21 protein-coding genes are annotated in these 21,865 nt (G+C 71.7%); 14 read left to right on the forward strand and 7 right to left on the reverse strand.

What is annotated here, in order from left to right:
• The first annotated feature begins 83 nt into the window (after positions 1-83).
• Entirely contained in the window at positions 84-1,382 is a 1,299-nt protein-coding gene (locus tag OG344_RS22005) for an ABC transporter substrate-binding protein (RefSeq protein WP_327045190.1), read from the forward strand.
• A gap of 72 nt (positions 1,383-1,454) precedes the next feature.
• Here OG344_RS22005 and OG344_RS22010 read toward each other — a convergent pair whose 3' ends face one another.
• The 6 genes from OG344_RS22010 to OG344_RS22035 all read right to left on the reverse strand — a co-directional run bounded on the left by OG344_RS22010 (position 1,455) and on the right by OG344_RS22035 (position 7,010).
• On the reverse strand, positions 1,455-1,931 hold the full coding sequence (locus OG344_RS22010; RefSeq protein ID WP_405084676.1) for a hypothetical protein: 477 nt from the start codon (positions 1,929-1,931) through the stop codon (positions 1,455-1,457).
• A gap of 129 nt (positions 1,932-2,060) precedes the next feature.
• Positions 2,061-2,849, reverse strand: coding sequence for an ABC transporter ATP-binding protein (locus OG344_RS22015; RefSeq protein ID WP_405089141.1), 789 nt, complete (start codon positions 2,847-2,849; stop codon positions 2,061-2,063).
• A gap of 125 nt (positions 2,850-2,974) precedes the next feature.
• Positions 2,975-3,904: an ABC transporter ATP-binding protein gene (locus tag OG344_RS22020; protein ID WP_405084677.1), complete on the reverse strand. Its 930-nt coding sequence runs from the start codon at positions 3,902-3,904 to the stop codon at positions 2,975-2,977.
• Positions 3,894-4,883: a branched-chain amino acid ABC transporter permease gene (locus OG344_RS22025; protein ID WP_405084678.1), complete on the reverse strand. Its 990-nt coding sequence runs from the start codon at positions 4,881-4,883 to the stop codon at positions 3,894-3,896. The genes OG344_RS22020 and OG344_RS22025 overlap by 11 nt, the downstream gene beginning before the upstream one ends.
• 13 nt (positions 4,884-4,896) lie before the next feature.
• A complete protein-coding gene (locus OG344_RS22030; protein ID WP_405084679.1) occupies positions 4,897-6,051 on the reverse strand; it encodes a branched-chain amino acid ABC transporter permease in 1,155 nt (384 codons plus the stop codon).
• 584 nt (positions 6,052-6,635) lie between these two features.
• Positions 6,636-7,010, reverse strand: coding sequence for a PaaI family thioesterase (locus OG344_RS22035; RefSeq protein ID WP_405089142.1), 375 nt, complete (start codon positions 7,008-7,010; stop codon positions 6,636-6,638).
• A 97-nt stretch (positions 7,011-7,107) separates the two neighbouring features.
• Between OG344_RS22035 and polA the strand changes: the two genes are divergently transcribed.
• The gene (gene polA, locus OG344_RS22040) at positions 7,108-9,789 is read left to right on the forward strand and encodes a DNA polymerase I (RefSeq protein WP_405084680.1); all 2,682 of its coding nucleotides are present in this window, start codon (positions 7,108-7,110) and stop codon (positions 9,787-9,789) included.
• Positions 9,790-9,792: 3 nt separating this feature from the next.
• On the opposite strand, the gene OG344_RS22045 is transcribed toward polA, so the two are convergent.
• Positions 9,793-10,578, reverse strand: a complete 786-nt coding sequence (locus OG344_RS22045) for a DUF2127 domain-containing protein (RefSeq protein ID WP_327045197.1) — start codon at positions 10,576-10,578, stop codon at positions 9,793-9,795.
• 74 nt (positions 10,579-10,652) lie between these two features.
• Between OG344_RS22045 and OG344_RS22050 the strand changes: the two genes are divergently transcribed.
• The 12 genes from OG344_RS22050 (at position 10,653) to OG344_RS22105 (ending at position 21,829) form a co-directional block, all read left to right on the forward strand.
• Complete coding sequence (locus tag OG344_RS22050) at positions 10,653-11,729, forward strand: polysaccharide deacetylase family protein (RefSeq protein ID WP_405084681.1); 1,077 nt, start codon at positions 10,653-10,655, stop codon at positions 11,727-11,729.
• 209 nt (positions 11,730-11,938) lie between these two features.
• A complete protein-coding gene (rpsA, locus tag OG344_RS22055; RefSeq protein ID WP_405084682.1) occupies positions 11,939-13,432 on the forward strand; it encodes a 30S ribosomal protein S1 in 1,494 nt (497 codons plus the stop codon).
• 118 nt (positions 13,433-13,550) lie between these two features.
• Entirely contained in the window at positions 13,551-14,018 is a 468-nt protein-coding gene (locus OG344_RS22060; protein ID WP_405084683.1) for a GNAT family N-acetyltransferase, read from the forward strand.
• Between the two features lie 10 nt (positions 14,019-14,028).
• The gene (gene coaE, locus OG344_RS22065; RefSeq protein ID WP_405084684.1) at positions 14,029-14,628 is read left to right on the forward strand and encodes a dephospho-CoA kinase; all 600 of its coding nucleotides are present in this window, start codon (positions 14,029-14,031) and stop codon (positions 14,626-14,628) included.
• Positions 14,629-14,775: 147 nt separating this feature from the next.
• Positions 14,776-15,651: an alpha/beta fold hydrolase gene (locus OG344_RS22070; RefSeq protein WP_405084685.1), complete on the forward strand. Its 876-nt coding sequence runs from the start codon at positions 14,776-14,778 to the stop codon at positions 15,649-15,651.
• Positions 15,644-16,231, forward strand: a complete 588-nt coding sequence (locus OG344_RS22075; protein ID WP_405084686.1) for a TetR/AcrR family transcriptional regulator — start codon at positions 15,644-15,646, stop codon at positions 16,229-16,231. Before OG344_RS22070 ends, OG344_RS22075 begins: the two co-directional genes overlap by 8 nt.
• Positions 16,232-16,484: 253 nt before the next feature.
• On the forward strand, positions 16,485-16,931 hold the full coding sequence (locus tag OG344_RS22080) for a hypothetical protein (RefSeq protein WP_405084687.1): 447 nt from the start codon (positions 16,485-16,487) through the stop codon (positions 16,929-16,931).
• A 373-nt stretch (positions 16,932-17,304) separates the two neighbouring features.
• On the forward strand, positions 17,305-17,916 hold the full coding sequence (locus OG344_RS22085) for a biotin transporter BioY (protein ID WP_405084688.1): 612 nt from the start codon (positions 17,305-17,307) through the stop codon (positions 17,914-17,916).
• Between the two features lie 7 nt (positions 17,917-17,923).
• Positions 17,924-19,399, forward strand: a complete 1,476-nt coding sequence (locus OG344_RS22090) for a class I adenylate-forming enzyme family protein (RefSeq protein WP_405084689.1) — start codon at positions 17,924-17,926, stop codon at positions 19,397-19,399.
• A 1-nt stretch (position 19,400) separates the two neighbouring features.
• Positions 19,401-20,552 (forward strand): thiolase family protein, encoded by a 1,152-nt coding sequence (locus tag OG344_RS22095; protein ID WP_405084690.1) that lies wholly within the window; start codon positions 19,401-19,403, stop codon positions 20,550-20,552.
• Positions 20,553-21,227, forward strand: coding sequence for an energy-coupling factor ABC transporter ATP-binding protein (locus OG344_RS22100; RefSeq protein WP_405084691.1), 675 nt, complete (start codon positions 20,553-20,555; stop codon positions 21,225-21,227). It abuts the gene before it with no gap.
• A complete protein-coding gene (locus tag OG344_RS22105; protein WP_405084692.1) occupies positions 21,224-21,829 on the forward strand; it encodes an energy-coupling factor transporter transmembrane component T family protein in 606 nt (201 codons plus the stop codon). Before OG344_RS22100 ends, OG344_RS22105 begins: the two co-directional genes overlap by 4 nt.
• The last annotated feature ends 36 nt before the right edge of the window (positions 21,830-21,865 follow it).

The raw sequence follows: 21,865 nt of genomic DNA on the forward strand, positions 1-21,865 counted from the left end.
CCGGCTATGTACGTTTCAGCCATTCGATCGGGACAGTCGGCAGCGCTGACGGATTCCCGGGCCTGGATGAAGGAGATGCTTTCATGATCCGCATTGCCCCCCTCGGGCGGGCTCTGGCCGTCGCCGCAGCCGCCACGCTCGCGCTGGCGGCCTGTGGCGGTGGCGAGGACAGCGCCGCCCCGAGCGCCTCGGCCCCGGCGCCGGCGGCCTCCTCGGCCCCCGCCGACGCGCAGGGCGACGGCGTCCTCACCATCGGCACGTTGCTGCCCCAGACCGGTTCGCTCGCCTTCCTCGGCCCGCCGGAGTTCGCGGGTGTGAAGCTGGCCGTCAAGGAGATCAACGACGCCGGCGGTGTTCTCGGCAAGCCGGTGATCGAGATCGACACGGACTCGGGTGACACCTCCACCAACATTGCCTCCCAGTCTGTCGACAAGTTGCTGCAGCAGAAGGCCGACGTGGTCGTGGGCGCCGCGTCGTCCTCGGTGTCGCTGTCGGTCATCGACAAGATCACTGGTGCGGGCGTCGTGCAGATCTCGCCGGCGAACACCTCCGACCAGTTCACCACGTACGACGACAAGGGCCTGTACTTCCGTACGGCGCCGCCGGACGTGCTGCAGGGCCGCGTGCTCGGCGACCTCATCCTCGCCGACGGCAACGACACGGTCGGCATCCTCGCCCTCCAGGACGCGTACGGCACGGGTCTGGCCGACAACGTGCAGAAGGCGGTCGAGGGCGGCGGCGGCGAGGTCGTGGAGAAGGTCATCTACGACCCGAAGGCGGCCGACTACTCGGCGGACGTCGCCAAGATCAAGCAGAAGAACCCCAAGGCCATCGCGCTGATCGGGTTCGACGAGACCAAGAAGATCGTCCCCGAGCTGGTCAAGCAGGGCCTGACCGCCAAGAAGGTGAAGTACTACTTCGTCGACGGCAACCTGTCCAACTACGGCACCGGCAAGGACGGGTTCCCCAAGGGCACGCTCGACGGTGCGAAGGGCACCCAGCCGGGCGCTCAGGTCTCCGACGACTTCAAGGAGAAGCTGAAGTCGGTCGACCCGAGCCTCAAGGACTTCAACTACGGCCCCGAGTCGTACGACGCCACGATCGTCACCGCGCTCGCGGCGATCGCCGCCAAGAGCGATGTGGGCAAGGACATCGCGGCGAAGCTGAAGGACGTGTCCAGCGGCGGTGAGAAGTGCACGGACTTCAAGTCCTGCGCCGACCTGCTGGCCGCGGGCAAGGACATCGACTACGACGGCGCGTCGGGCCCGATCGAGTTCAACGACGCCGGTGACCCGGCCGAGGCCACGATCGGCGTCTACGAGTACGGCGCCGACAACAACAACAAGAACGTCGCCTTCAACACCGGCAAGATCTCCGGCTAGCCGGGCGGCACGACGGTGAAAGGGGCGGGCCGGTCCTACCGGCCCGCCCCCGCTGCGTCGTCCGGGTGCGCGTTATCCGGGTGAAGGACGGCCGCAGGCGGTGAGGACGGCGGCGGACGCCGTACGGTACTCGCGCAGCAGGCGGGGCCGCCGGGAGTCCGCCGTACGGGCGAGGGAGAGGGTCCCGGCGAGGCCGTCGACGGCCGCGACGGCCGGAGCGGCCGGGGCGGGCAGCCGGGGGCCGTACATCGCCATGGTCCCGCGGAGGTAGCCGAAACGGCCGCGCACGTCCCCGTCCCAGTGCTGGGCCTCCTCCTGCCCGGCGGGCAGCAGCGACAGCCCCAGATAGCCGATGGCCGACACGACGCGGGCGCAGGGGTCGTCCCCCGCCTTCGCCCCGGTCACGTAGACGGCGCCGGCGGCGTCCGGCGAGGTGGTCGCGCCACGCGGCGTGGGCGCGTGATCCGGGGCCTGGCAGGCGGACAGGTTCACGACGAGAGCGGTGGCCGTTGTGACGACCAGCGCCGCCCGTGGGAAGCTTCGCGTCATACGCCTCATTGTGCGCGTAAGAGTGCCGGACGGGGTGCCGGACGGATGCGGATCCGGTCACAGATCCACGACGAGGACCCCGGCGGAGAAGTTCCGCCGGGGTCCTGTGAAGGGGTCGTGCGGCCGGGCTCAGGCCCGCGCGAGCGTGCCCAGGTAGAGCTGGATGACCTTGGGGTCGTTGATTAGGTCGCGGCCGCTGGCCATGTAGGCGTTGCGGCCCTGGTCGAGCACGTAGCCGCGGTGGCAGATCTGCAGGCAGCGGCGGGCGTTCTGCTCCACCATGATCACTGTGACGCCGGCCTTGTTGATCTGCTGGGCCTGGATGAAGACCAGGTCCTGCAGCTTGGGCGACAGGCCCGCGGAGGGCTCGTCGAGCAGCAGGACCGACGGCTCCGTCATCAGCGCGCGGCCCATGGCCACCATCTGCCGCTCACCGCCGGACAGCGAGCCCGCGCGCTGCTTGCGGCGTTCCCGCAGGGCGGGGAAGATCTCGCAGACGAACTCGAACCGCTCCTTGAACCTGCCGGGCACCTGGAAGGCGCCCATCTCCAGGTTCTCCTCGATGGTGAGGCTGGGGAAGACGTTGTTCGTCTGCGGGACGTAGCCCACCCCCCGGGACACCAGCGCGTGCGCCTTGAGGTTGGTGATGTCCTCGCCGTCCAGGGTGACCGAGCCGCTGCGTACGGGCACGAGCCCGAAGAGGGTCTTGAGCAGGGTCGACTTGCCGGCGCCGTTGGGGCCGATGATGCCGATCAGCTCGCCCTTCTTCACGTACAGGTCGGTGCCGTTGAGGATGTTGACGCCCGGGATGTAGCCCGCGTACAGCTCGTCGGCGCGCAGCAGCGCGCTCTCGGCCCCGGCGACGTGCTCGGAGCGGTCGGTGACGGCCGCCCGGGAGACGCTCTCGTCGTCGTCCATCCCCGTGTCCGCCCTCGTGTCCGGCCCCGTGTCCGCTGACCTGGCCGTCTCGGCCGGCTTCGGCTCGGCGGCGTCGGGCGTGACGGCGGCGTCCGGTGTGACGGAGCGGTCCGGCTCGGCTGCGCTCATGCCTTCTCCTCGATCTCGGCTTCCAGCTCGGCCTCGGCCTCCTGCAGCTGCTCCTCGAACTCCTCCGCCGACATCGGCGCGTCGTGGTGGGCGCCCAGGTACGCGTCGACCACCCGCTGGTCGGACATGATGGTGTTCGGCGGCCCCTCCGCGATCACGGCGCCCTGCGCCATCACCACGACCCAGTCGCTGATGTCGCGGACCATGTCCATGTCGTGCTCGACGAAGAGCACGGTCATGCCCTCCTCACGCAGATCCTTCACGTGCGCGAGGAGCGACTGGGTCAGGGCCGGGTTCACGCCCGCCATGGGCTCGTCCAGCATGACCAGCTCGGGGCCGACCATCAGCGCCCGGGCCATCTCCAGCAGCTTGCGCTGGCCGCCGGACAGCGAGCCGGCGAAGTCGTCGCGCTTGGCGTCGAGCTTGAAGCGTTCGAGAAGCTCCTCGGCCCGCTCGGTGATCTCGTCCTCCTGCCGGCGCCAGCTGCCCGGGACAAGCGCGCGGAAGAAGTTCTCCCCGCGCTGGTTCTGCGCGCCGAGCCGCATATTCTCCATCACCGTGAGCTTCGACAGCGCCTTGGTGAGCTGGAACGTGCGCACCATGCCCGTGCGGGCCACCCGGTGCGCGGGCACGCCCTTGAGCTGCTTGCCGTTGAAGGCCCAGGACCCTTCGTCGGCGCTGTCGAAGCCCGTGAGCTGGTTGAAGAACGTCGTCTTGCCGGCGCCGTTCGGCCCGATGAGCGCGGTGATCGAGCCGCGCTGGATCTCCAGGTGGGCGACGTCGACGGCGGTGAGGCCGCCGAAGCGGCGTACGACGTTGTCGACGACGAGGATGGGGTCGGGCTTGGCGACCCCCGGCTCGCGATCGAGGCCCGCGAAGGCCGTCACCGCCGCCGCCTTCCTCGTCGTGGTGCTGTCAGCGTGCATCGAGCGCGATCTCCCTCTTGTCGCCGAAGATGCCCTGGGGCCGGAAGATGAGCAGGAGCATCAGGCCGAGGCCGACCAGCATGAACCGGACGGCGCCGATGTTGTTCACGGTGAAAAGCGAGGGGAGCATTCCGGCCGAGACGGCCTCGCTGAGCGTGTTCCCGACGAAGACCAGCAGCACCCAGAAGATCGCGGCGCCGACGACGGGGCTGAAGACGCGGGCCGCGCCGCCGAGGATCACGATCGTGTACGCGTAGAAGGTGAACTCGGTGCTGAACAGGTCGGGCTGCACCGACGCCTGGCCGAGCGCGAACAGGAAGCCGCCGAGGCAGCCGACCAGGCCGCCGAGCACCAGCGCCTGCATCTTGTAGGAGAAGACGTTCTTGCCGAGGCTGCGCACGGCGTCCTCGTCCTCGCGGATGGCCTTGAGCACGCGGCCCCACGGGCTCTTCATGAGCAGGTAGACCAGCCCGCAGCAGATCGCGATGAGCACCCAGCCGACGGTCAGGATCCAGGTCACCCGCTCGTTGAAGCCGATCGGGCCGATGCCGTACGTGCCGGGGGAGTAGGGGTTCATCGCGAAGAAGTCGCCGGAGAAGTTCTGCCGGCCGTCCGAGCCGCCGAAGACGCTGCTGAACTCCACCGACCTGAAGACGAGCCGGACGATCTCGGCCGCCGCGATGGTGACGATGGCGAGGTAGTCGGCCCGCAGCCGCAGGGTCGGGATGCCAAGCAGGAAGGCCAGCACGACGGTGGCGGCCAGGCCGATCGCGATGCCCAGCCAGAACGGCAGGTGGAAGGTGGCCACCGTGACGGCCATGCCGTACGCGGCGACGCCGAGGAAGGCCGCCTGGCCGAAGTTGAGCAGCCCGGCGTAGCCGAACTGGATGTTGACGCCGATCGCGGCGAGCGCGTAGACGACGGTCTCCAGGCCGATCGAGGCCTTGACCGTGGTGATGAGGATTGCGTTCCAGTCCACGTGTGGTCTCCGATCAGCCGATGCGCTCGCGCCGGCCGAGAATGCCCTGCGGCCGGAAGAGCATGACGAGGATGAGCACCAGCAGCGCGCCGACGGTCTTCAGCTCGGTCGGCACCACGACGGTGGACAGCTGGATGAACAGGCCGACGACGATGGAGCCGACGAGGGCGCCGAACGCGGTGCCGAGCCCGCCGAGGGTGACACCCGCGAAGACGAGCAGCAGGATCTGGAAGCCCATCTGGTAGCCGACGTTCTGCGACAGGCCGAGCATGACGCCCGCGAGCGACGCGATCGCCCCGCCGACGGTCCAGATGATCCGGATGACCCGGTCGACGTTGATGCCGGAGGAGGCGGCCAGCGCGGGGTTGTCGGCGACCGCGCGGGCGGCCTTGCCGATGCGGGTCTTGAGCAGCGCGAGGCCGACGATCACGAGCACGAGGAGCTCGATGCCCATGGCGACGAAGTTCTTCGGCGCGGCGGAGATCGGGCCCACCTGGACGCCCGGCTGGGCGTTGTAGTTGGCGTACGGCGCGCCCTCACCGCCGAAGAAGAACAGGAAGACGTACCGCAGGAACAGGGCCAGGCCGATCGAGATGATCATCATGGCCACGAGGCTGCTGCCTCTCCTGCGCAGCCGTCCCCAGAAGAACCGGTCCTGTCCGTACCCGAAGATCCCGCCGATCACGACGGAGATCAGCGCGGCCCAGACGAGGTGGACCCCCACGACGACGTTGAAGAAGTAGGCGCACATCGCGCCGAACGTGAGCAGCTCGCCGTGGGCGAAGTTGGTGAGGCCGGTGGTGCCGAACACCAGCGACAGGCCCATGGCGGCGAGGGCGATGATGAGCCCGAGGTTGAAGCCCTCGAAGGTGAGTTGCGCGACCCGGTCCCAGAACGAGGTCCCCCCGTCGTCGGCGGACGCGGCGCCGCCCTTCGCGCCGGCCGGCACGAGGGCGAACAGGACGTTCCGTACGCTGCCGTCGTACACCTGCACGTCGAGCGTCGACCTGTCCTGGAACTTCAGGGCGATCCCCGCGGGGAGCGTGGAGGCGTCCAGGGTGACCTTGTACTTGCCCGCCTTGGGAACGGGCACCTCCCACTTGCCGTCGGCACCCGAGGTGGCGTCGTCGACGGGTTTGCCGTCCTCCGCCACCACACTGATCTTCACGCCGTTCACCGGCTGGCCTTGGTTTTGGAGTGTGCCCTTCAGTGCCTCTCCGTCCGCCCACGCGGGGGCGGTGAGGAGAAAGACGAGTCCACCCATGAAGGCCGTGAACGCGATCACGGCTCTGCGCAATGGTGCTCCTCTGATTCAGGTCGTGGCGGGGTCGTGCCCCAACCGCGGACGCGCAACATCGGACAGGTTCTGTCTTGTTGTGGCCGGAGCATAAGCCTGGGACGCCCGGTTCAGGGTTGTTCGTCACCAATCGGTGACCATGGTGTGTCACTGACGTGAGAAAAGCTTTCGCAGGTCAGCGGGCTGTCATGAGTCATTCGGGGCGACGGTGCTGAGAACCGGCGGCGCGGAGCGACGATGAGCCCGTGGGGTGACCTTTGGGACCGTACACAGCTTCCCCGGCTCCGCACGTTGTCTACTCGGTTCCCCACGGGCTCTGGAGCCACAACGCTAGCGACCGGAGCGACCCGCGTGCAAAGAGAGTCGCAAGCCGTTCCGGTTTGGCCCTCGATGCGTCCCGAGAGCCGGTTGCACCTCTTGTCCGCATGCCGGCGTCCCGGGCGTGCGCGGCCCGCTCATTCGGGCCTGATGAGACAGGTGAGGCGGGACGTGCAGACCATCCGGCCCTCGCTGTCGGTGATCTCGATGGCGTACGTCGCGAGCGTGCGCCCGCCGTGCACCCGGGTGGCGACGGCGGTGACGTGTCCCGAGGTGGCGGCGCGGTGGTGGGTGGCGTTGATCTCGATGCCGACGACCCTGCGCCCCGGCCCGGCGTGCAGGGCGGCGCCGGTCGAGCCGAGTGTCTCGGCCAGCACGCACGAGGCGCCGCCGTGCAGCAGGCCGTACGGCTGGGTGTTGCCCTCCACGGGCATGCGGCCGACCACCCGCTCCGCGCTCGCCTCGAGGAACTCGATGCCCATGCGCCGGTGCAGGCCCGGCGAGGCGTTCATCTCCGCCACGAACTCGTCGGGATTCGTCAACGTCAAGGGGACGCCTCCGGTGGGAAGACCACGGGTTTCTGTCGTAGAGGGAGACTAGGCTGCGGGTGTGCCGAAGAGTGAAGCGACCCCCACCCGTCCGTGTCTGCTGCTCCTGGACGGGCATTCCCTCGCCTATCGCGCGTTCTACGCGCTGAAGGACGCCAATCTCATGACCACGGACGGTCAGCGCACCGAGGCCGTCTACGGTTTCACCTCGATGCTGGCCAACATCCTGCGTGACGAGCGGCCGAGTCACCTCGCGGTCTGCTTCGACCGCAGCGAGCCCACCTTCCGGCACGAGGCGTACGAGGCGTACAAGGCCAACCGGGCGGAGACCCCGGAGGACTTCCGCGGCCAGATGCAGCTCATCTTCGAGCTGCTCGACGCGCTGCGGATCCCGCATCTGTCGCTGGCGGGCTTCGAGGCGGACGACGTGATCGCGACGCTGGCGACCCGGGCCTCCGCCGAGGACATGAGCGTGCTCGTCGTCACCGGCGACCGCGACGCGCTCCAGCTCGTGAACGACAAGGTCACGGTGCTGATGACCCGGCGCGGCATCAGCGACATGACCCGCTTCACCCCCGAGGCCGTGGTGGACAAGTACGGCCTGACCCCCGCGCAGTACCCGGACTTCGCGGCCCTGCGCGGCGACCCGAGCGACAACCTGCCGAACATCCCGAGCGTGGGGGAGAAGACCGCCACCAAGTGGATCGCGGAGTTCGGTTCGCTCGACGAGCTGGTCCGGCGGGCCGACGAGGTGAAGGGCAAGGCGGGCGACAAGCTCCGCGAGCACCTCGGCCAGGTGATCCACAACCGGATGCTGACCGAGCTGAAGCGCGACGCCCCGGTCGACGCCGAGGTGTCCGCGCTGACCATGGGCGGGTGGGACCGCGAGGAGGTCAACAAGCTCCTCGACTCGCTGCAGATCCGGGGTGAGCTGCGCGAGCGGCTGTTCAAGACCCTCGGCACCACCGAGCCCGAGGCCGGCGAGGGCTTCGAGCTGGAGGTGACCGTGCCGGAGCCGGGCCGGGTGGCGGCCTGGCTCGCCGCCCTCCCGGCCGGCCGCGCCGGGCTGGCCTTCCAGGCCGCGTACGGCAGCGGCACCGGGCGGCTCGACGGCATCGCGATCGCCGCCCCCGGCGGCGCCGCCTACCTCGACCCCACGCGCCTCACCGAGGAGGACGAGGCGGCGCTGGGCGCCTGGCTGGCGGACGAGAGCCGGCCGAAGGCCGTGCACGACGCCAAGGGCGCGCTGCTGGCGTTGTGGGCCCAGGGCCACGACCTGCGCGGCCTGACCTGCGACACCGCGCTCGCCGCCTACCTGGCCATGCCGGGGCAGCGGTCGTTCCCGCTCGACGACCTGGTGCTGCGTTACATCCACCGGGAGCTGCGGGCGGAGTCCGCCCCCGGTGGGCAGACGTCGCTGTTCGAGGACGCCGACGAGGGCGTGGCCAGAGATCTGGCCCTGCGCGCCCAGGCGGTGCGCGACCTCGCCGACGCGCTGGAGGGTCATCTGTCCAAGCGTGGCGGCACCCGCCTGGTGACCGACGTCGAGCTGCCGCTGGTGCGCGTGCTGGCCGAGATGGAGCGGGCCGGCATCGCCGCCGACCGGGAGTACTTCGCGGGGCTGGAGGCCGAGTTCGGCGCGGCGGTCAAGCAGGCGACCGAGGCCGCCCACCAGGCCGTGGGGGAGCAGTTCAACCTCGGCTCGCCCAAGCAGTTGCAGGAGATCCTGTTCGGCAAGCTCGGCCTGCCGAAGACGAAGAAGATCAAGACCGGATACACGACCGACGCCGACGCGCTCGCGTGGCTGGCCCAGCAGACCGACAACGAGCTTCCGGTGATCCTGCTGCGCCACCGCGACCAGGCCAAGCTGCGCACCACGGTCGAGGGCCTGATCAAGGAGATCTCCGACGACGGGCGGATCCACACCACGTTCAACCAGATCGTGGCGGCCACCGGGCGGCTGTCGAGCGAGAAGCCGAACCTGCAGAACATCCCGATCCGCACCGTCGAGGGCCGCCGCATCCGCAGGGGCTTCGTGGTGGGGGAGGGCTACGAGACGCTGCTGACCGCCGACTACAGCCAGATCGAGCTGCGGATCATGGCCCACATGTCGCGGGACGAGTCGCTGATCGCGGCGTTCGAGTCCGGGCACGACTTCCACAAGGCGACCGCGTCGCGGGTCTTCGACCTGCCGCCCGAGCAGGTGGACGCCGACCTGAGGGCCCGGATCAAGGCGATGAACTACGGCCTCGCCTACGGGCTGTCCGACTTCGGGCTCTCGGGGCAGCTCAACATCCCGGTGGCGGAGGCGAAGGCGCTCAAGGAGGAGTACTTCGAGGAGTTCGGCGGCGTCCGCGACTACCTGGAGGCGATCGTCGCGCAGGCCCGCAAGGACGGCTACACCGAGACCATCCTCGGCCGCCGCCGCTACCTGCCCGATCTCACCAGCGACAACCGGCAGCGCCGGGAGATGGCCGATCGGATGGCCCTCAACGCGCCGATCCAGGGCTCGGCCGCCGACATCATCAAGGTCGCCATGCTCAACGTGCAGCGGGCGATCGCGGGCATGCGCTCCCGCATGCTGCTCCAGGTCCACGACGAGCTGGTGTTCGAGGTCGCGCCGGGCGAGCTGGAGGAGCTCACCGAGATCGTGCGGCAGCGGATGTGCCGGGCCTACGACCTGAGCGTGCCGCTGGAGGTCGGCGTCGGCGTCGGCGCCACCTGGGAGGACGCCGGCCACTGACGGTCATGAGCGGGCGGGCCTGTGGGCCCGTCCGGCCCTGGTCAGACCGGCCTCCTCGACCTCCAGCAGGCTCGCCTCGTGCCGCTCCGCCTCGTACGCCGTCCGCCCGCCGCGCAGGCCGAACAGGCGTTTGCTCAGGGCGATGTACAGGACGGCCGCGATGTTGACCAGCAGGAGCACGATCCGGAACGGACTGACCTTCTCGGCGATCTCGTAGCTCTCCACCGGGATGAACGCCGAGGTCACGACCACCGAGAAGTACTCTCCCCAGCGCCTCAGCAGCCACAGGCCCGCGCCCTCGACGAGCATCAGCGCCGCGAGGGCGAGCAGGGCGAGGACGATCCCGGCCAGGGTGCTCGTGCGCGCGGCCAGCACGGTCCGCAGGGTGTGCACCACGCCTGACTGGTCGAGGTTCCACCCGAGCCGGTGGGCCAGCGGTTCGACCAGCGGGAGGTTCTCGTCGAACGCCCGCCGCACCGCGTCGTGATGCGCGCGGAACCGCCAGACGCCGTACGCGCCGCCCAGCACGAGCACCGCCTTGGCCCAGCGGAAGACGGCGATCGTCCGCAGCACGGCGGCGTCCCGCAGCGCCCGGCCGCGCAGCACGACCGGCGCGTCCCCGGCCGGTCCCGCGCCGCGCGGCGGGCCCAGGGTGAAGTCGCCGCAGCGCAGGCAGCGCCACGCCTCTCCGAGCGGGGTCTCGGCGCGTAGCCGGGCCCGCAGCGCGTCCTCGTCCGGCGCGTAGGTGACGTGTCCGTGCCGTCCGCAGGCACGCAGGCTCCAGTCCACAGAAAAATTGCAACACAGATGAATAGGGACACGGCGGGCAGTAAGGTCAAATAACTGTGCGCAACCTTGCCCGGATGACCGCCGCCGCCACCATCCTCGCCGCCACCGTCGTCGTCGTCGTGGTCGGCCTCGTCGTGCTCGTGCTGCTGACCCGGTCACAGGGAGGCGGCTTCCAGGGGGACGGCCGGTCGAAGGTCCAGCCCCAGCCGTCCGCCTCGTCGGCGCAGCCCAGCGCGCCCCCGGTGCGCGCCACCGCCGAGTCGGCGAAGAAGGTCAAGGCGAACGAGGCCGGGCTGATTCCCGTGATCATGTATCACCGCATCCTGCCCAAGCGGATCGCCTCGATCGACCGGACCCCCGACCAGCTGCGCAAGGAGCTGGAGCGCCTGGCCAGGAGCGACTACGTGCCGATCACCGCGGCCGAACTGGTCGCCGGGAAGATCGACATTCCCGCCGGGACCCATCCCGTCGTCCTGACCTTCGACGACGGACATCCCAGTCACTTCGCGACGGACCGGAACGGCATGCCGGAGAACGACACGGCCGTCGGGGTCATCTACGAGGTCGCCGCGAAGTATCCGAACTTCCGGCCCACGGCGACCTTCTGGGTCAACCGTGACCCGTTCGGCCTGCGCGACCGGGCGCAGCAGAAGAAGGCCGTGAAGTGGCTGCTCGACCACGGCTTCGAGGTGGCCAACCACACCTACTCCCATCTGGATCTCCACCGGCTGTCGAACAAGGGGGTGAGCGAGCAGATCGTCCGGCAGGAGCGGCTGCTGAAGAAGATGGGCGTGCCGTCCTCCACCACCTTCGCCCTGCCGTACGGCTCGCGCCCGAGGAAGCTGAGCCGGGCGCACGACGGGAAGTGGGACGGCACGGGGTACCACTTCGACGCCGTCTTCCTGGCCGGAGCGGAGCCCACGGTTTCGCCGTTCGCGAAAAGCTTCCCGCGTTACGCGATCCCGCGGATCCAGTCCAACGGAAAACACGGGGACTGCCGGCGGTGGTGCACGACCTACTGGCTGGAGTGGCTCGGCGAACACCCAAAGGAGCGTTACACCTCGGACGGCGATCCGGACCGGGTGTCCGTGCCGCGCAAACTCCGGGCAACGCTCTCGCCGGGCCGGGCCACGTCGGTGATCACGTACTAGGCGAACGCGTCCGGTTGCCTCGGATTGACCCGGCTCGCCATGTCTCATATGCTGATCGCTGCGCTGTGGGCTCGCGCGCGTCACGGACGGAGCGGGCTCGCGCTCGGTCATCTGGTCGCTACCAGGCACAAACGGCATCCCGGTGAACGAAAACGGCCCGCCGCGCTTCTGTCACAACGACATCTGTCCGGTTCGGAGCAATTCCACACATGACGAGCAGCACTGAGGCCACCTCGAGCACCCCGCAGGTAGCGGTCAACGACATCGGTTCCGAGGAGGCCTTCCTCGCCGCGATCGACGAGACCATCAAGTACTTCAACGACGGCGACATCGTTGAAGGCACCGTCGTCAAGGTCGATCGAGACGAGGTCTTGCTCGACATTGGCTACAAGACCGAGGGCGTCATCCCGTCCCGCGAGCTTTCGATCAAGCACGACGTCGACCCTGCCGACGTCGTCGAGGTCGGAGAGCACGTCGAGGCCCTGGTCCTCCAGAAGGAGGACAAGGAAGGCCGCCTCATCCTGTCCAAGAAGCGCGCCCAGTACGAGCGCGCCTGGGGCACGATCGAGAAGATCAAGGACGAGGACGGCATTGTCACCGGCACGGTCATCGAGGTGGTCAAGGGCGGCCTGATCCTCGACATCGGCCTGCGGGGCTTCCTCCCCGCCTCCCTCGTGGAGATGCGCCGGGTCCGCGACCTGCAGCCGTACGTCGGGCGCGAGCTCGAGGCGAAGATCATAGAGCTCGACAAGAACCGCAACAACGTGGTCCTGTCGCGCCGCGCCTGGCTTGAGCAGACCCAGTCCGAGGTGCGCCAGACGTTCCTCAACACCCTCCAGAAGGGCCAGGTCCGCAAGGGCGTCGTGTCCTCGATCGTCAACTTCGGCGCGTTCGTCGACCTCGGCGGCGTCGACGGTCTGGTGCACGTGTCGGAGCTGTCCTGGAAGCACATCGACCACCCGTCCGAGGTCGTCGAGGTGGGCCAGGAGGTCACCGTCGAGGTTCTCGACGTCGACATGGAGCGCGAGCGGGTCTCGCTGTCGCTCAAGGCGACGCAGGAGGACCCCTGGCAGCAGTTCGCCCGCACGCACCAGATCGGCCAGGTCGTGCCCGGCCGGGTCACCAAGCTGGTGCCGTTCGGCGCGTTCGTCCGGGTCGAGGAGGGCATCGAGGGCCTGGTCCACATCTCCGAGCTGGCCGAGCGCCACGTGGAGATCCCGGAGCAGGTCGTGCAGGTCGGCGATGAGATCTTCGTGAAGATCATCGACATCGACCTGGACCGCCGCCGCATCTCGCTGTCCCTCAAGCAGGCCAACGAGGGCGTCGGCGCCGAGGTCGAGTTCGACCCCACGCTGTACGGCATGGCGGCGACCTACGACGACCAGGGCAACTACATCTACCCCGAGGGCTTCGACGCCGAGACCGGCGAGTGGCTTGATGGCTTCGACAAGCAGCGTGAGGAGTGGGAGCGGCAGTACGCCGAGGCCCAGTCCCGCTTCGATGCCCACCGCTCGCAGATCGAGAAGGCCCGCCAGGAGGAGGCGGCGGCCAGCGAGGCCGCTCCGTCGTCCTACAGCGGCGGCGGCGAGACCACCGCGCAGTCGTCCAGCAGCGGCGGCAGCGGTAGCGGCGGCGGCGGCGCTCTCGCCTCCGACGAGGCCCTCGCGGCCCTGCGCGAGAAGCTGGCCGGCGGCCAGAGCTGACGCAGGGTCTGGTCGGACACCGCGACACCATAGGGAAGGCCCCGCTTCGGCGGGGCCTTTCCGCTGTCCGCGACCGGCGCGCCGGTCGCGCCGGGCCGATCGCCGATAGGGTGGCGGTGTGGTGGAGATCACGAGGGCCGTGCCCGGGGACGCCGGGGAGATCCTCACCCTGCAGCGGGCCGCGTACGTGATCGAGGCGCAGCTTTACGGCGACCCGTTCATCGCGCCGCTCGTGGAGTCGCTCGACCAGGTGCGTATGGTGATCGAGACGGCGCTCGTGCTCAAGGCGACGGACGGCGGGCGGGTGGTCGGCGCGGTCCGGGGCCGGCTGTCCGGCACGACGTGCCTGGTGGGCCGTCTCGTCGTCGCACCCGACCGGCAGGGGCAGGGGATCGGCACCGCGTTGCTGGCCGCGATCCACGAGGCCGTGCCCGAGGCGGCGGCGTTCGACCTGTTCACGGGGCATCTGTCGGAGGGGAACCTGCGGCTCTACCGGCGTCTCGGCTACCGCGAGACCCAGCGGGAACGGGTGCAGGACCACCTGATGCTGGTCCACCTGCGCCGGGAGCCCCAGCCTGCCCGATAGGCTGCGGGACGTGCTGAAGGTCGGGCTCACGGGCGGCATAGGTTCGGGCAAGAGCGAGGTGTCGCGCCGGCTCGCCGCCCGCGGCGCCGTCGTCGTCGACGCGGACAAGATCGCCAGAGAGGTCGTGGAACCCGGCACCCCCGGGCTCGCGCAGATCGTCGCGGCGTTCGGCGAGGGCGTGCTCCGCCCCGGCGGAGCCCTCGACCGGGAACGGCTCGGCTCGATCGTCTTCGCCGACACCGAGAAGTTGCGGGTCCTCAACGGGATCGTCCACCCCAAGGTGGGCGAGCGCAGTGAGCAACTGCAGCGGGAGGCCCCGGACGACGCGGTCGTCGTCTACGACGTGCCGCTGCTGGCCGAGAACAACCTGGCCCCCCTGTACGACGTGGTGATCGTCGTGGACACGCCGGACGACGTCCGGCTGGAGCGGCTGCTGCGGTCGCGCGGCATGCCGGAGGCGGACGCCCGCGCCCGGATCGCGGCCCAGGCCTCCCGCGAGGACCGCCTCAGGATCGCCGACATCGTGATCGCCAACGAGGGCTCCCTGGACCAGCTGGAGGCCCAGGTCGACAAGGTCTGGCAGGACCTGAGCACCCGCGCCTCCTCCTAGCGCTGACGCCCGGCGAAGCCGGAGCCCGGACGAAGCGCGCCCGGCCTACTTACGAATCTACATCGTAAAGGCGTTCGCGTGATGTTCCTGCCACCCGCATGGGCCCGCGCCTTGACGGATCTAGCTAATGCCATTAGCTTTAAGGCTATGAAGATGAGCCTGGAGGACGGCGTGACCGAGAGTGGCGTGACACAGTTCCTGAAGATCGGCGACGGTGAGATCGCGTACGACGTGATCGGGGAGGGCCCGCTGGTCGTGATGGTCCCGGGCATGGGGGACAGCAGGCGCGCCTACCGCTTCCTCGCGCCCGCGCTGGCCGCCGCCGGCTACCGCGTGGCGGCCATGGACCTGCGCGGGCACGGCGAGTCGAGCCTCGGCTGGGACTCCTACACGCGCACCGACACCGCGAACGACATCGTCGCCCTGATCGAGCACCTGGGCGGTCCCGCCGTGGTCGTGGGGCACTCGTTCGCCGGAGGGGCGGCCACCATCGCGGCGGCGCGGCGGCCCGAGCTGGTCGGCGCGCTCGTGGAGATCGCCCCGTTCACCCGGCCGCAGCAGCCCGACCTGGGCGGGTTGCTGCGCAACGGCCACTACCGCAGGGGCATGACGCTGCTGATGGGGGTGGCGATCCTCCGCAGCACCGGCCTGTGGAAGAGCTACCTCGGCCACGCCTACCCCGGCGTGAAGCCCGCCGACTGGGCGGGATACCTGACCACTCTCGACGGCGACCTGAGCAGGCCGGGCCGCATGGCCGTGGTCGGCGCGATGGGGGCGTCCGCCCCCAAGGACGCCGGCGCGCACCTCGGCCGCGTCCGCTGCGCCGCCCTGGTCGTCATGGGGACCCGCGACCCCGACTGGGCCGACCCCCGAGCCGAGGCGGACGCCGTGGTCGCCGGCATGCCGGCCGGGCTTGGGAAGGTGGCGATGATCGACGGCGCCGGGCACTACCCGCACGCGCAGCACCCCGGCGAGGTCGCCGCCGCCGTGCTGGCGTTCCTCAAGGAGGAGGCTCGTGCCTAGAGCGTCTCTGTCTCCGGACGCCGTCGTCGGCCTCGCGCTGCGGATCGTGGACGAGGAGGGCCCGGACGCGCTCACCCTGTCCGCGGTCGCCGGGCGGGCGGGGGTCGCCACCCCCTCGCTCTACAAGCACGTACGCGGCCTGGCCGAGGTGCGTGGCCAGATCTGCGGGCGGGTGCTGGCGGAGCTGACCGAGATCGCGGCGGAGGCGGTGCTCGGCCGGTCGGGCGACGACGCGCTGCGCGCCCTGATGGACGGCTGGCGGTCGTACGCCGCCCGGCACCCGCACCGCTATGCGGTCCTGATCCAGGCGCCGCTGCCGGAGACGGCCGAGGCGGGGGAACGGCTCGTCGGCGTGATGCTCGCGGCGCTGCGGGCGTACGGGCTGGAGGGGTCGGCGGCGATCCACGCGGTCCGCTGCCTGCGCGCCGTGACGCACGGTTTCGCCGTCCTTGAGGCGGAGGGCGCGTTCCGTCTCGCCGAGGATCTGGACGAGAGCTACGCCCTGCTGGCCCACATGGTCGTCTCCGGGCTCCGCACCGCCCGCGAAACGAGCGCCGCCAAGATCACGCCCGGGCGCTGAGCTCGGGCGCCGGACCCGCGACGTGTCAGAAGGGCTCGTCCAGGGCCAGCCGCCGGACCTCCGGCAGGTATTCGTCCAGCTCACCCGGCTCGAACCGGCACATGCCGAGCACGAACCAGAACTGGCCCGTCACGTCGCCCTCCAGCTTGTACAGCCCGCCGGGGGAGAAGGCGGCCCAGCCCTCCGGCAGGCCGAGCAGGGTCGCGCGGCGGGTGCGCCCCGGGACGTCCCACAGGATCCGCCGCCGGTCCCGGTGGCCGACCGGGTGCTGTTCGGCGTCTCCGGGGTGGCCTGCCTGCTGTTCATCGCCGCGATCCTGGCGGGCGTCGAGATCGGCGTCGCGGCCCTCGTCGCGGCGGTCGCGGTGGTCGCCGCCTTCGCCTGGCGCGACCGGGCGAAGCTCGTGTGGGGCCTGCTCCCCTGGCGGCTGCTGGTCTTCGTCACCGGCCTGTTCCTCGTGGTCCCGACGCTCAGCCGCCTCGGCCTGGCGGACGTGATGCGCGGGCTCGTCGGCGTGGGCGGCGACGGAGACGGCGCCTACCGCGCGGCCGCCGCCGGGGCCGCGCTGTCCAACGTGGTCAACAACCTCCCGGCGTACGTCGCGGGCGAGCAGGTCATCCCCGCGGCCAACCACACGCAGTTGCTGTCGCTCCTCGCGGGCACCAACCTCGGCCCGGTGATCACGCGTGGGGGTCGCTAGCGACCCTGCTGTGGTTCGAGTGGTGCCGCCGGGGGGACGTGCGGGTGCCGCTGGCCAAGTTCGTCGCCACCGGCGCGGGCCTCGCCGTGGCCGGCCTCGCCGCGACGGTGACCGTCCTGGTCCTCACCGGCTGAGCGCGCCTCAGGGCCTGGTCCTCACCGGCTGAGCGGGCCGCCGGCCCGGCCAGGCGGCGTACGCGTGGAACGCCTTCTTCGGCTCCTGCGACCCGTCCGGCAGGCAGCGGACAACGCCGTACGCCGCGAGGTCGAGGTCGTGGGCGGCCGGCGGCTATGGACACTGTTGAGAACGACACAGGAAAAAGTTGTCGAAATCCTCATGAGCCAGGAGGGTGTTCCTGGTATGGGATCGTCCCGTGACAGATGAACAGGGTCCATCGCGGCGGCGTCTCCCCGCGGGAGACATCGCCAGGGTCAGCGTCTTCGCCGCGCTGATCGCCGTGCTCGGCCTGCCGGGCACGCTGAACGTCTTCGGCGACGTGGTGCCGATCACGTTGCAGACGCTCGGCGTCATGCTCGCCGGGGCGATCCTCGGCACCTGGCGGTCCGCCCTCGCCGTCGCGGTCCTGCTCGTGCTGGTCGCCGCGGGGCTTCCGCTGCTCGCCGGCGGACGCGGCGGCCTCGGCGTCTTCGCCAGCCCCTCGGCCGGCTTCCTGATCGGCTGGCTCCCCGGGGCGGCCCTGACCGGCTGGATCGTCGAGCGCGGCGGCCGCGCCCCGGGCACGACGCGGATGCTGGCCGCCTGCCTCGCGGGCGGCGTCGGGGTGGTCTACCTGTGCGGCATCCCCGTGCAGGCGCTGGTCACCGGGCTCCCCCTGGGCAAGACCGCCCTGCTCAGCGCCGGATTCCTGCCCGGCGACCTGATCAAGGCGGTGCTGGCGACGGTCGTGGCGCGGGGCACCCAGCGGGCCTACCCGGACGCGATCCCGGCGGTGCACCGCGAGCGGCTGCGGACCGGGGGACGGTGATCCACCCGTGCCGGTAGCCGACCGGGTCCTGCGCCACGCCGCCGGCCGTCCGCACCAGGTGGCGGTGTCCGGCCCCGGAGGCGACCTGACCTACGCCGAGCTCGCCGACCGCGCCGGACGGGCCGCCCGCGATCTGCGCGACCGGGGGGCCGGGCGCGGCGCGCTGGTCGCGGTGGGCCAGGCCGACCCGGTGGATCTGCTCGTCGCCGTGCTCGCCGCCGACCTCGCGGGCGCCACGCCGCTGCTGTGCGACCACACGTGGAGCGAGGAACGGCGCGAGCAGGTCATGGCCGCGGTGCCGGTCGCCGCCCGCTTCGACGCCCCGCTGCCCGGGGCGGGCGGCCCGCCCGTACGGCACGATCCGGCCCCGGGCGACCTGACCTGGGCCTGTTTCAGCTCCGGGAGCACCGGAAGGCCGCGCGCGGTGGTGCGCACACGCGCCTCCTGGACCGGGTCGTTCCCCCACCTGGACGAGCTGACCGGGATCGGCCCCGACGACGTCGTGCTGATCCCCGGCCCGCTGGTCTCCTCCCTGTACGGCTTCGCGGCGGCGCACACCCTGGCGGCGGGCGCCACCGCCGTGGTGCCCGGCCGGTGGTCTCCCGCGGCGCTGGCCGGGCAGTTGAGCCGGGCGACCGCGGTCCACGTCGTGCCCCACCGGCTGCCGGCCGTGCTGGACGCCCTGGAGGCGGCCGGCGGCCCGCTGCGTACGGCCGTGGTGGGCGGGGCCGCCCTGGACCCCGGCGCCCGGACCCGCGCGGCGCGGGCCGGAGTGCGTGTGGTGTCCTATTACGGCGCGACCGAGCTGTCGTTCGTCGCCGTGGACGCCGACGGCCGCGGGCTGCGGTCGTTCCCCGGCGTCGAGATCGACGTCAGGCCGGAGCCCGGGCACGCCCTGGGTGAGGTGTGGGTGCGTTCCCCCTGGCAGTGCGAGGGCTATCTGGCGGGCGCCGCCGGCCCCCTGCGCCGGGACGGCGACGGCTGGACGACGGTCGGCGACCTCGCCGAGCCGTACCGGCCGGGCGAGGTCCTGCGGCTGCGCGGCCGCGGCGACGGCGCGATCCAGACCGGCGGCGCCACGGTGGTGCCCGAGGACGTCGAGGAGGTGCTGAGAAAGGTGCCGGGAGTGAACGACGTGGTCGTGGTCGGCACGCCGCACCCCTACCTCGGCGCGGTCGTCACCGCGGTCGTGGAAGAGGCCGGCGAGGGCGCCTCGCGGGGCGACGGCCTCTCGCGGGCGGCTCTGGAGGAGGTCGCGCGCGCCGAACTGGACCCGGCGCAGCGGCCCCGGCGCTGGTACGCCGCCCGGTCCCTGCCCCGCACGGCCGCCGGGAAGCCGGCCCGCGGCCTGCTCGCCGCCCACCTCGCCACCCGTTTCGCCGCCCGTTTCGCCGACGACCCGGAGAGCGGCGATCCCGCGCGCCGGAGCCCCGAGAACGGTGGCACGGTGACCGGTGGCCTGGAGATTCGGCGGCTCGGCTGAGATGGACGATCAGCCGGTGATCGTGGCGGCCCGCCGTACCCCCATCGGCACCGCCGGTCACGCCTTCGCGACCGTGCCGGTCCACCGGCTCGCCGCGCCGGTCGTCGAGGCGGTGGTCGGCGACGCCGCGCCTCTCGGCGTGCCGGTGGACGACGTGGTGCTGGGCAACTGCACGGGCCCCGGAGGCAACCTGGCGCGGGTTTGCGCGCTGGCCGCCGGGCTGGGGCCGCGGGTGCCGGGCGTCACCGTCGACCGGCAGTGCGGCAGCGGGCTCGCCGCGATCCTGCTGGCGGCGCAGGCCGTACGCTGCGGGGAGGCCGCCCTCGTCGTCGCCGGCGGGGCCGAGAGCGCCTCGACCGCGCCGCTGCGGGTCAGCCGGCGGGAGGGCGAGCCGGGCGTGCCGTACGAACGGGCGCCGTTCGCGCCGGAGGGCCACCCGGACCCCGACATGGGCCCGGCGGCCGAGGCGCTCGCCGCCGCGTACGGCGTGACCAGGGAGCGCCAGGACGACTATGCCCGCCGGAGCCACGAGCGGGCGCTGGCGGCCCGCGAGGCGGGCCGGTTCGAGCGGGAGATCATCCCGATCGGCGGCCGGACCGACGACCAGCGGCCGCGTGTCCTGCGGCCCGCGTCGCTGGCCCGGCTGCCCGCCGCGTTCGTGCCGGGCGGCACGGTGACGGCCGGAAACTCCTCCCCGGTGAGCGACGGCGCCGCGGCCGTGGCCGTCGTGCCGGAGCGGCTGCGCGCCGCGGCCGGCCTGCCCGGCCTGCGCCTGCTGGCCGGGACCGTGACCGGCTGCGACCCCGCGCTGCCCGGATGGGGGCCGGTGCCCGCCGTACGGCGAGTGCTGGAGCGGACCGGGACGGACCTGGCGCGGGTGGCGGCGGTGGAGCTCGTGGAGGCGTTCGCGGCGCAGGTGCTCGCCGTCACTGACGCGCTGGGTCTCGACCCGCTCGGCGCCGACGCGGACCGGGTCTGCGCCGACGGCGGCGCGCTCGCCCTCGGCCATCCCTGGGGCGCGAGCGGCGCGGTCGTGGTGACCCGGCTGTTCAGCCGGCTCCTCGGCGAGGGGGCGCCGCCGGGCACGCTGGGCCTGGCGGCGGTCGCGGTCGGCGGCGGTCTGGGGATCGCCGCCCTGTTCGAGGTGGTCTGAGTGATCCGGCTGACGGACGTCCATGTGCGGCTCGGGCAGCGGGAGGTGCTGCGCGGCGTCACAACCACGCTGGCCGAGCGCCGGGTGGGGGTGATCGGGGCCAACGGCTCGGGCAAGAGCACGCTCGCCCGGCTGCTCAACGGCCTGGTGCTGCCGTCGTCGGGCAGCGTCACCGTGTTCGGGCTCGACACGCGCCGGCACGCGGCCCGGATCAGGCGCGGGGTCGGGTTCCTGTTCACCGACCCCGACGCGCAGATCGTGATGCCGACGGTCGCCGAGGACGTCGCCTTCTCGCTGCGGCGCAAGGGCCTGTCACGCGATGAGACCGGCCGCCGGGTGCGCGAGACGCTGGAGAGGCACGGCCTCGCGGAGCACGCCGACCACCCCGCGCATCATCTGTCCGGTGGCCAGAAGCAGCTGCTCGCGCTCTGCTCGGTCCTGGTGCTCGAACCGGAGATCCTCGTCATGGACGAGCCCACCACCCTGCTCGACCTGCGGCACTCCCGGCAGGTCGCGGGCGTGCTGCGGACCCTGCCGCAGCAGGTGGTGGTGGTCACCCACGACCTCGCGCTGCTGGCGGACTTCGACCGCGTGCTCGTGGTGGACCAGGGCCGGGTCGTCGCCGACGCCGATCCCGCCACCGCGATCGGCCACTACCGGAAGATGATGGCGTGAAGGGCCTCACCGGCGCCTACGTGCCGGGCGGCTCGCCCGTGCACCGGCTGCCCGCGGGCGTCAAGCTCGCCGGGCTCGCCGTGTGCTGCACGGTGCTCCTGCTGCTGCGCCCGCCCGCCGCCCTGGCGGTCGCCGCCGCCGTCGTGGCGGCCCTGTACGCCGTGTCGGGCGTGGGGGTGACGGCGGCCTGGGCGCAGGTGCGGCCGGTCCGCTGGTTCGCCCTCGCCCTCTTCGGGGTGCAACTGGTGGTCGCGGACCTGGCCGGCGCGGTGTCGTCCACGCTCCGCGTCGTGCTCGCGATCGCCCTCGCCGGGCTGGTCACCCTCACGACGCGCACCGGCGACCTCATGGCCTTCCTGGAGCGGTGCCTCGCCCCCGCGCGGTTCGCCGGGCTCGATCCGTACCGCCTGTCGCTGCTGCTGTCCCTCACGCTGCGCAGCGTGCCGGTCGTCGCGGAACTGGCAACCCGGGTCAGGGAGGCCCAGCGCGCCAGAGGGGTCGAACGGAGCCCGCGCGCCTTCGCCGTCCCGCTCGTGGTGGGCGCGCTGCGGCACGCCGACGCCCTGGGCGAGGCGCTCGCCGCCCGCGGCCTGGACGACTGACCGGCCCCTCCTCCGCCGCTCGCCCTCCGCGCGGGT

The sequence above is a fragment of the Microbispora sp. NBC_01389 genome, from assembly GCF_045040095.1.
Taxonomy (GTDB): domain Bacteria; phylum Actinomycetota; class Actinomycetes; order Streptosporangiales; family Streptosporangiaceae; genus Microbispora.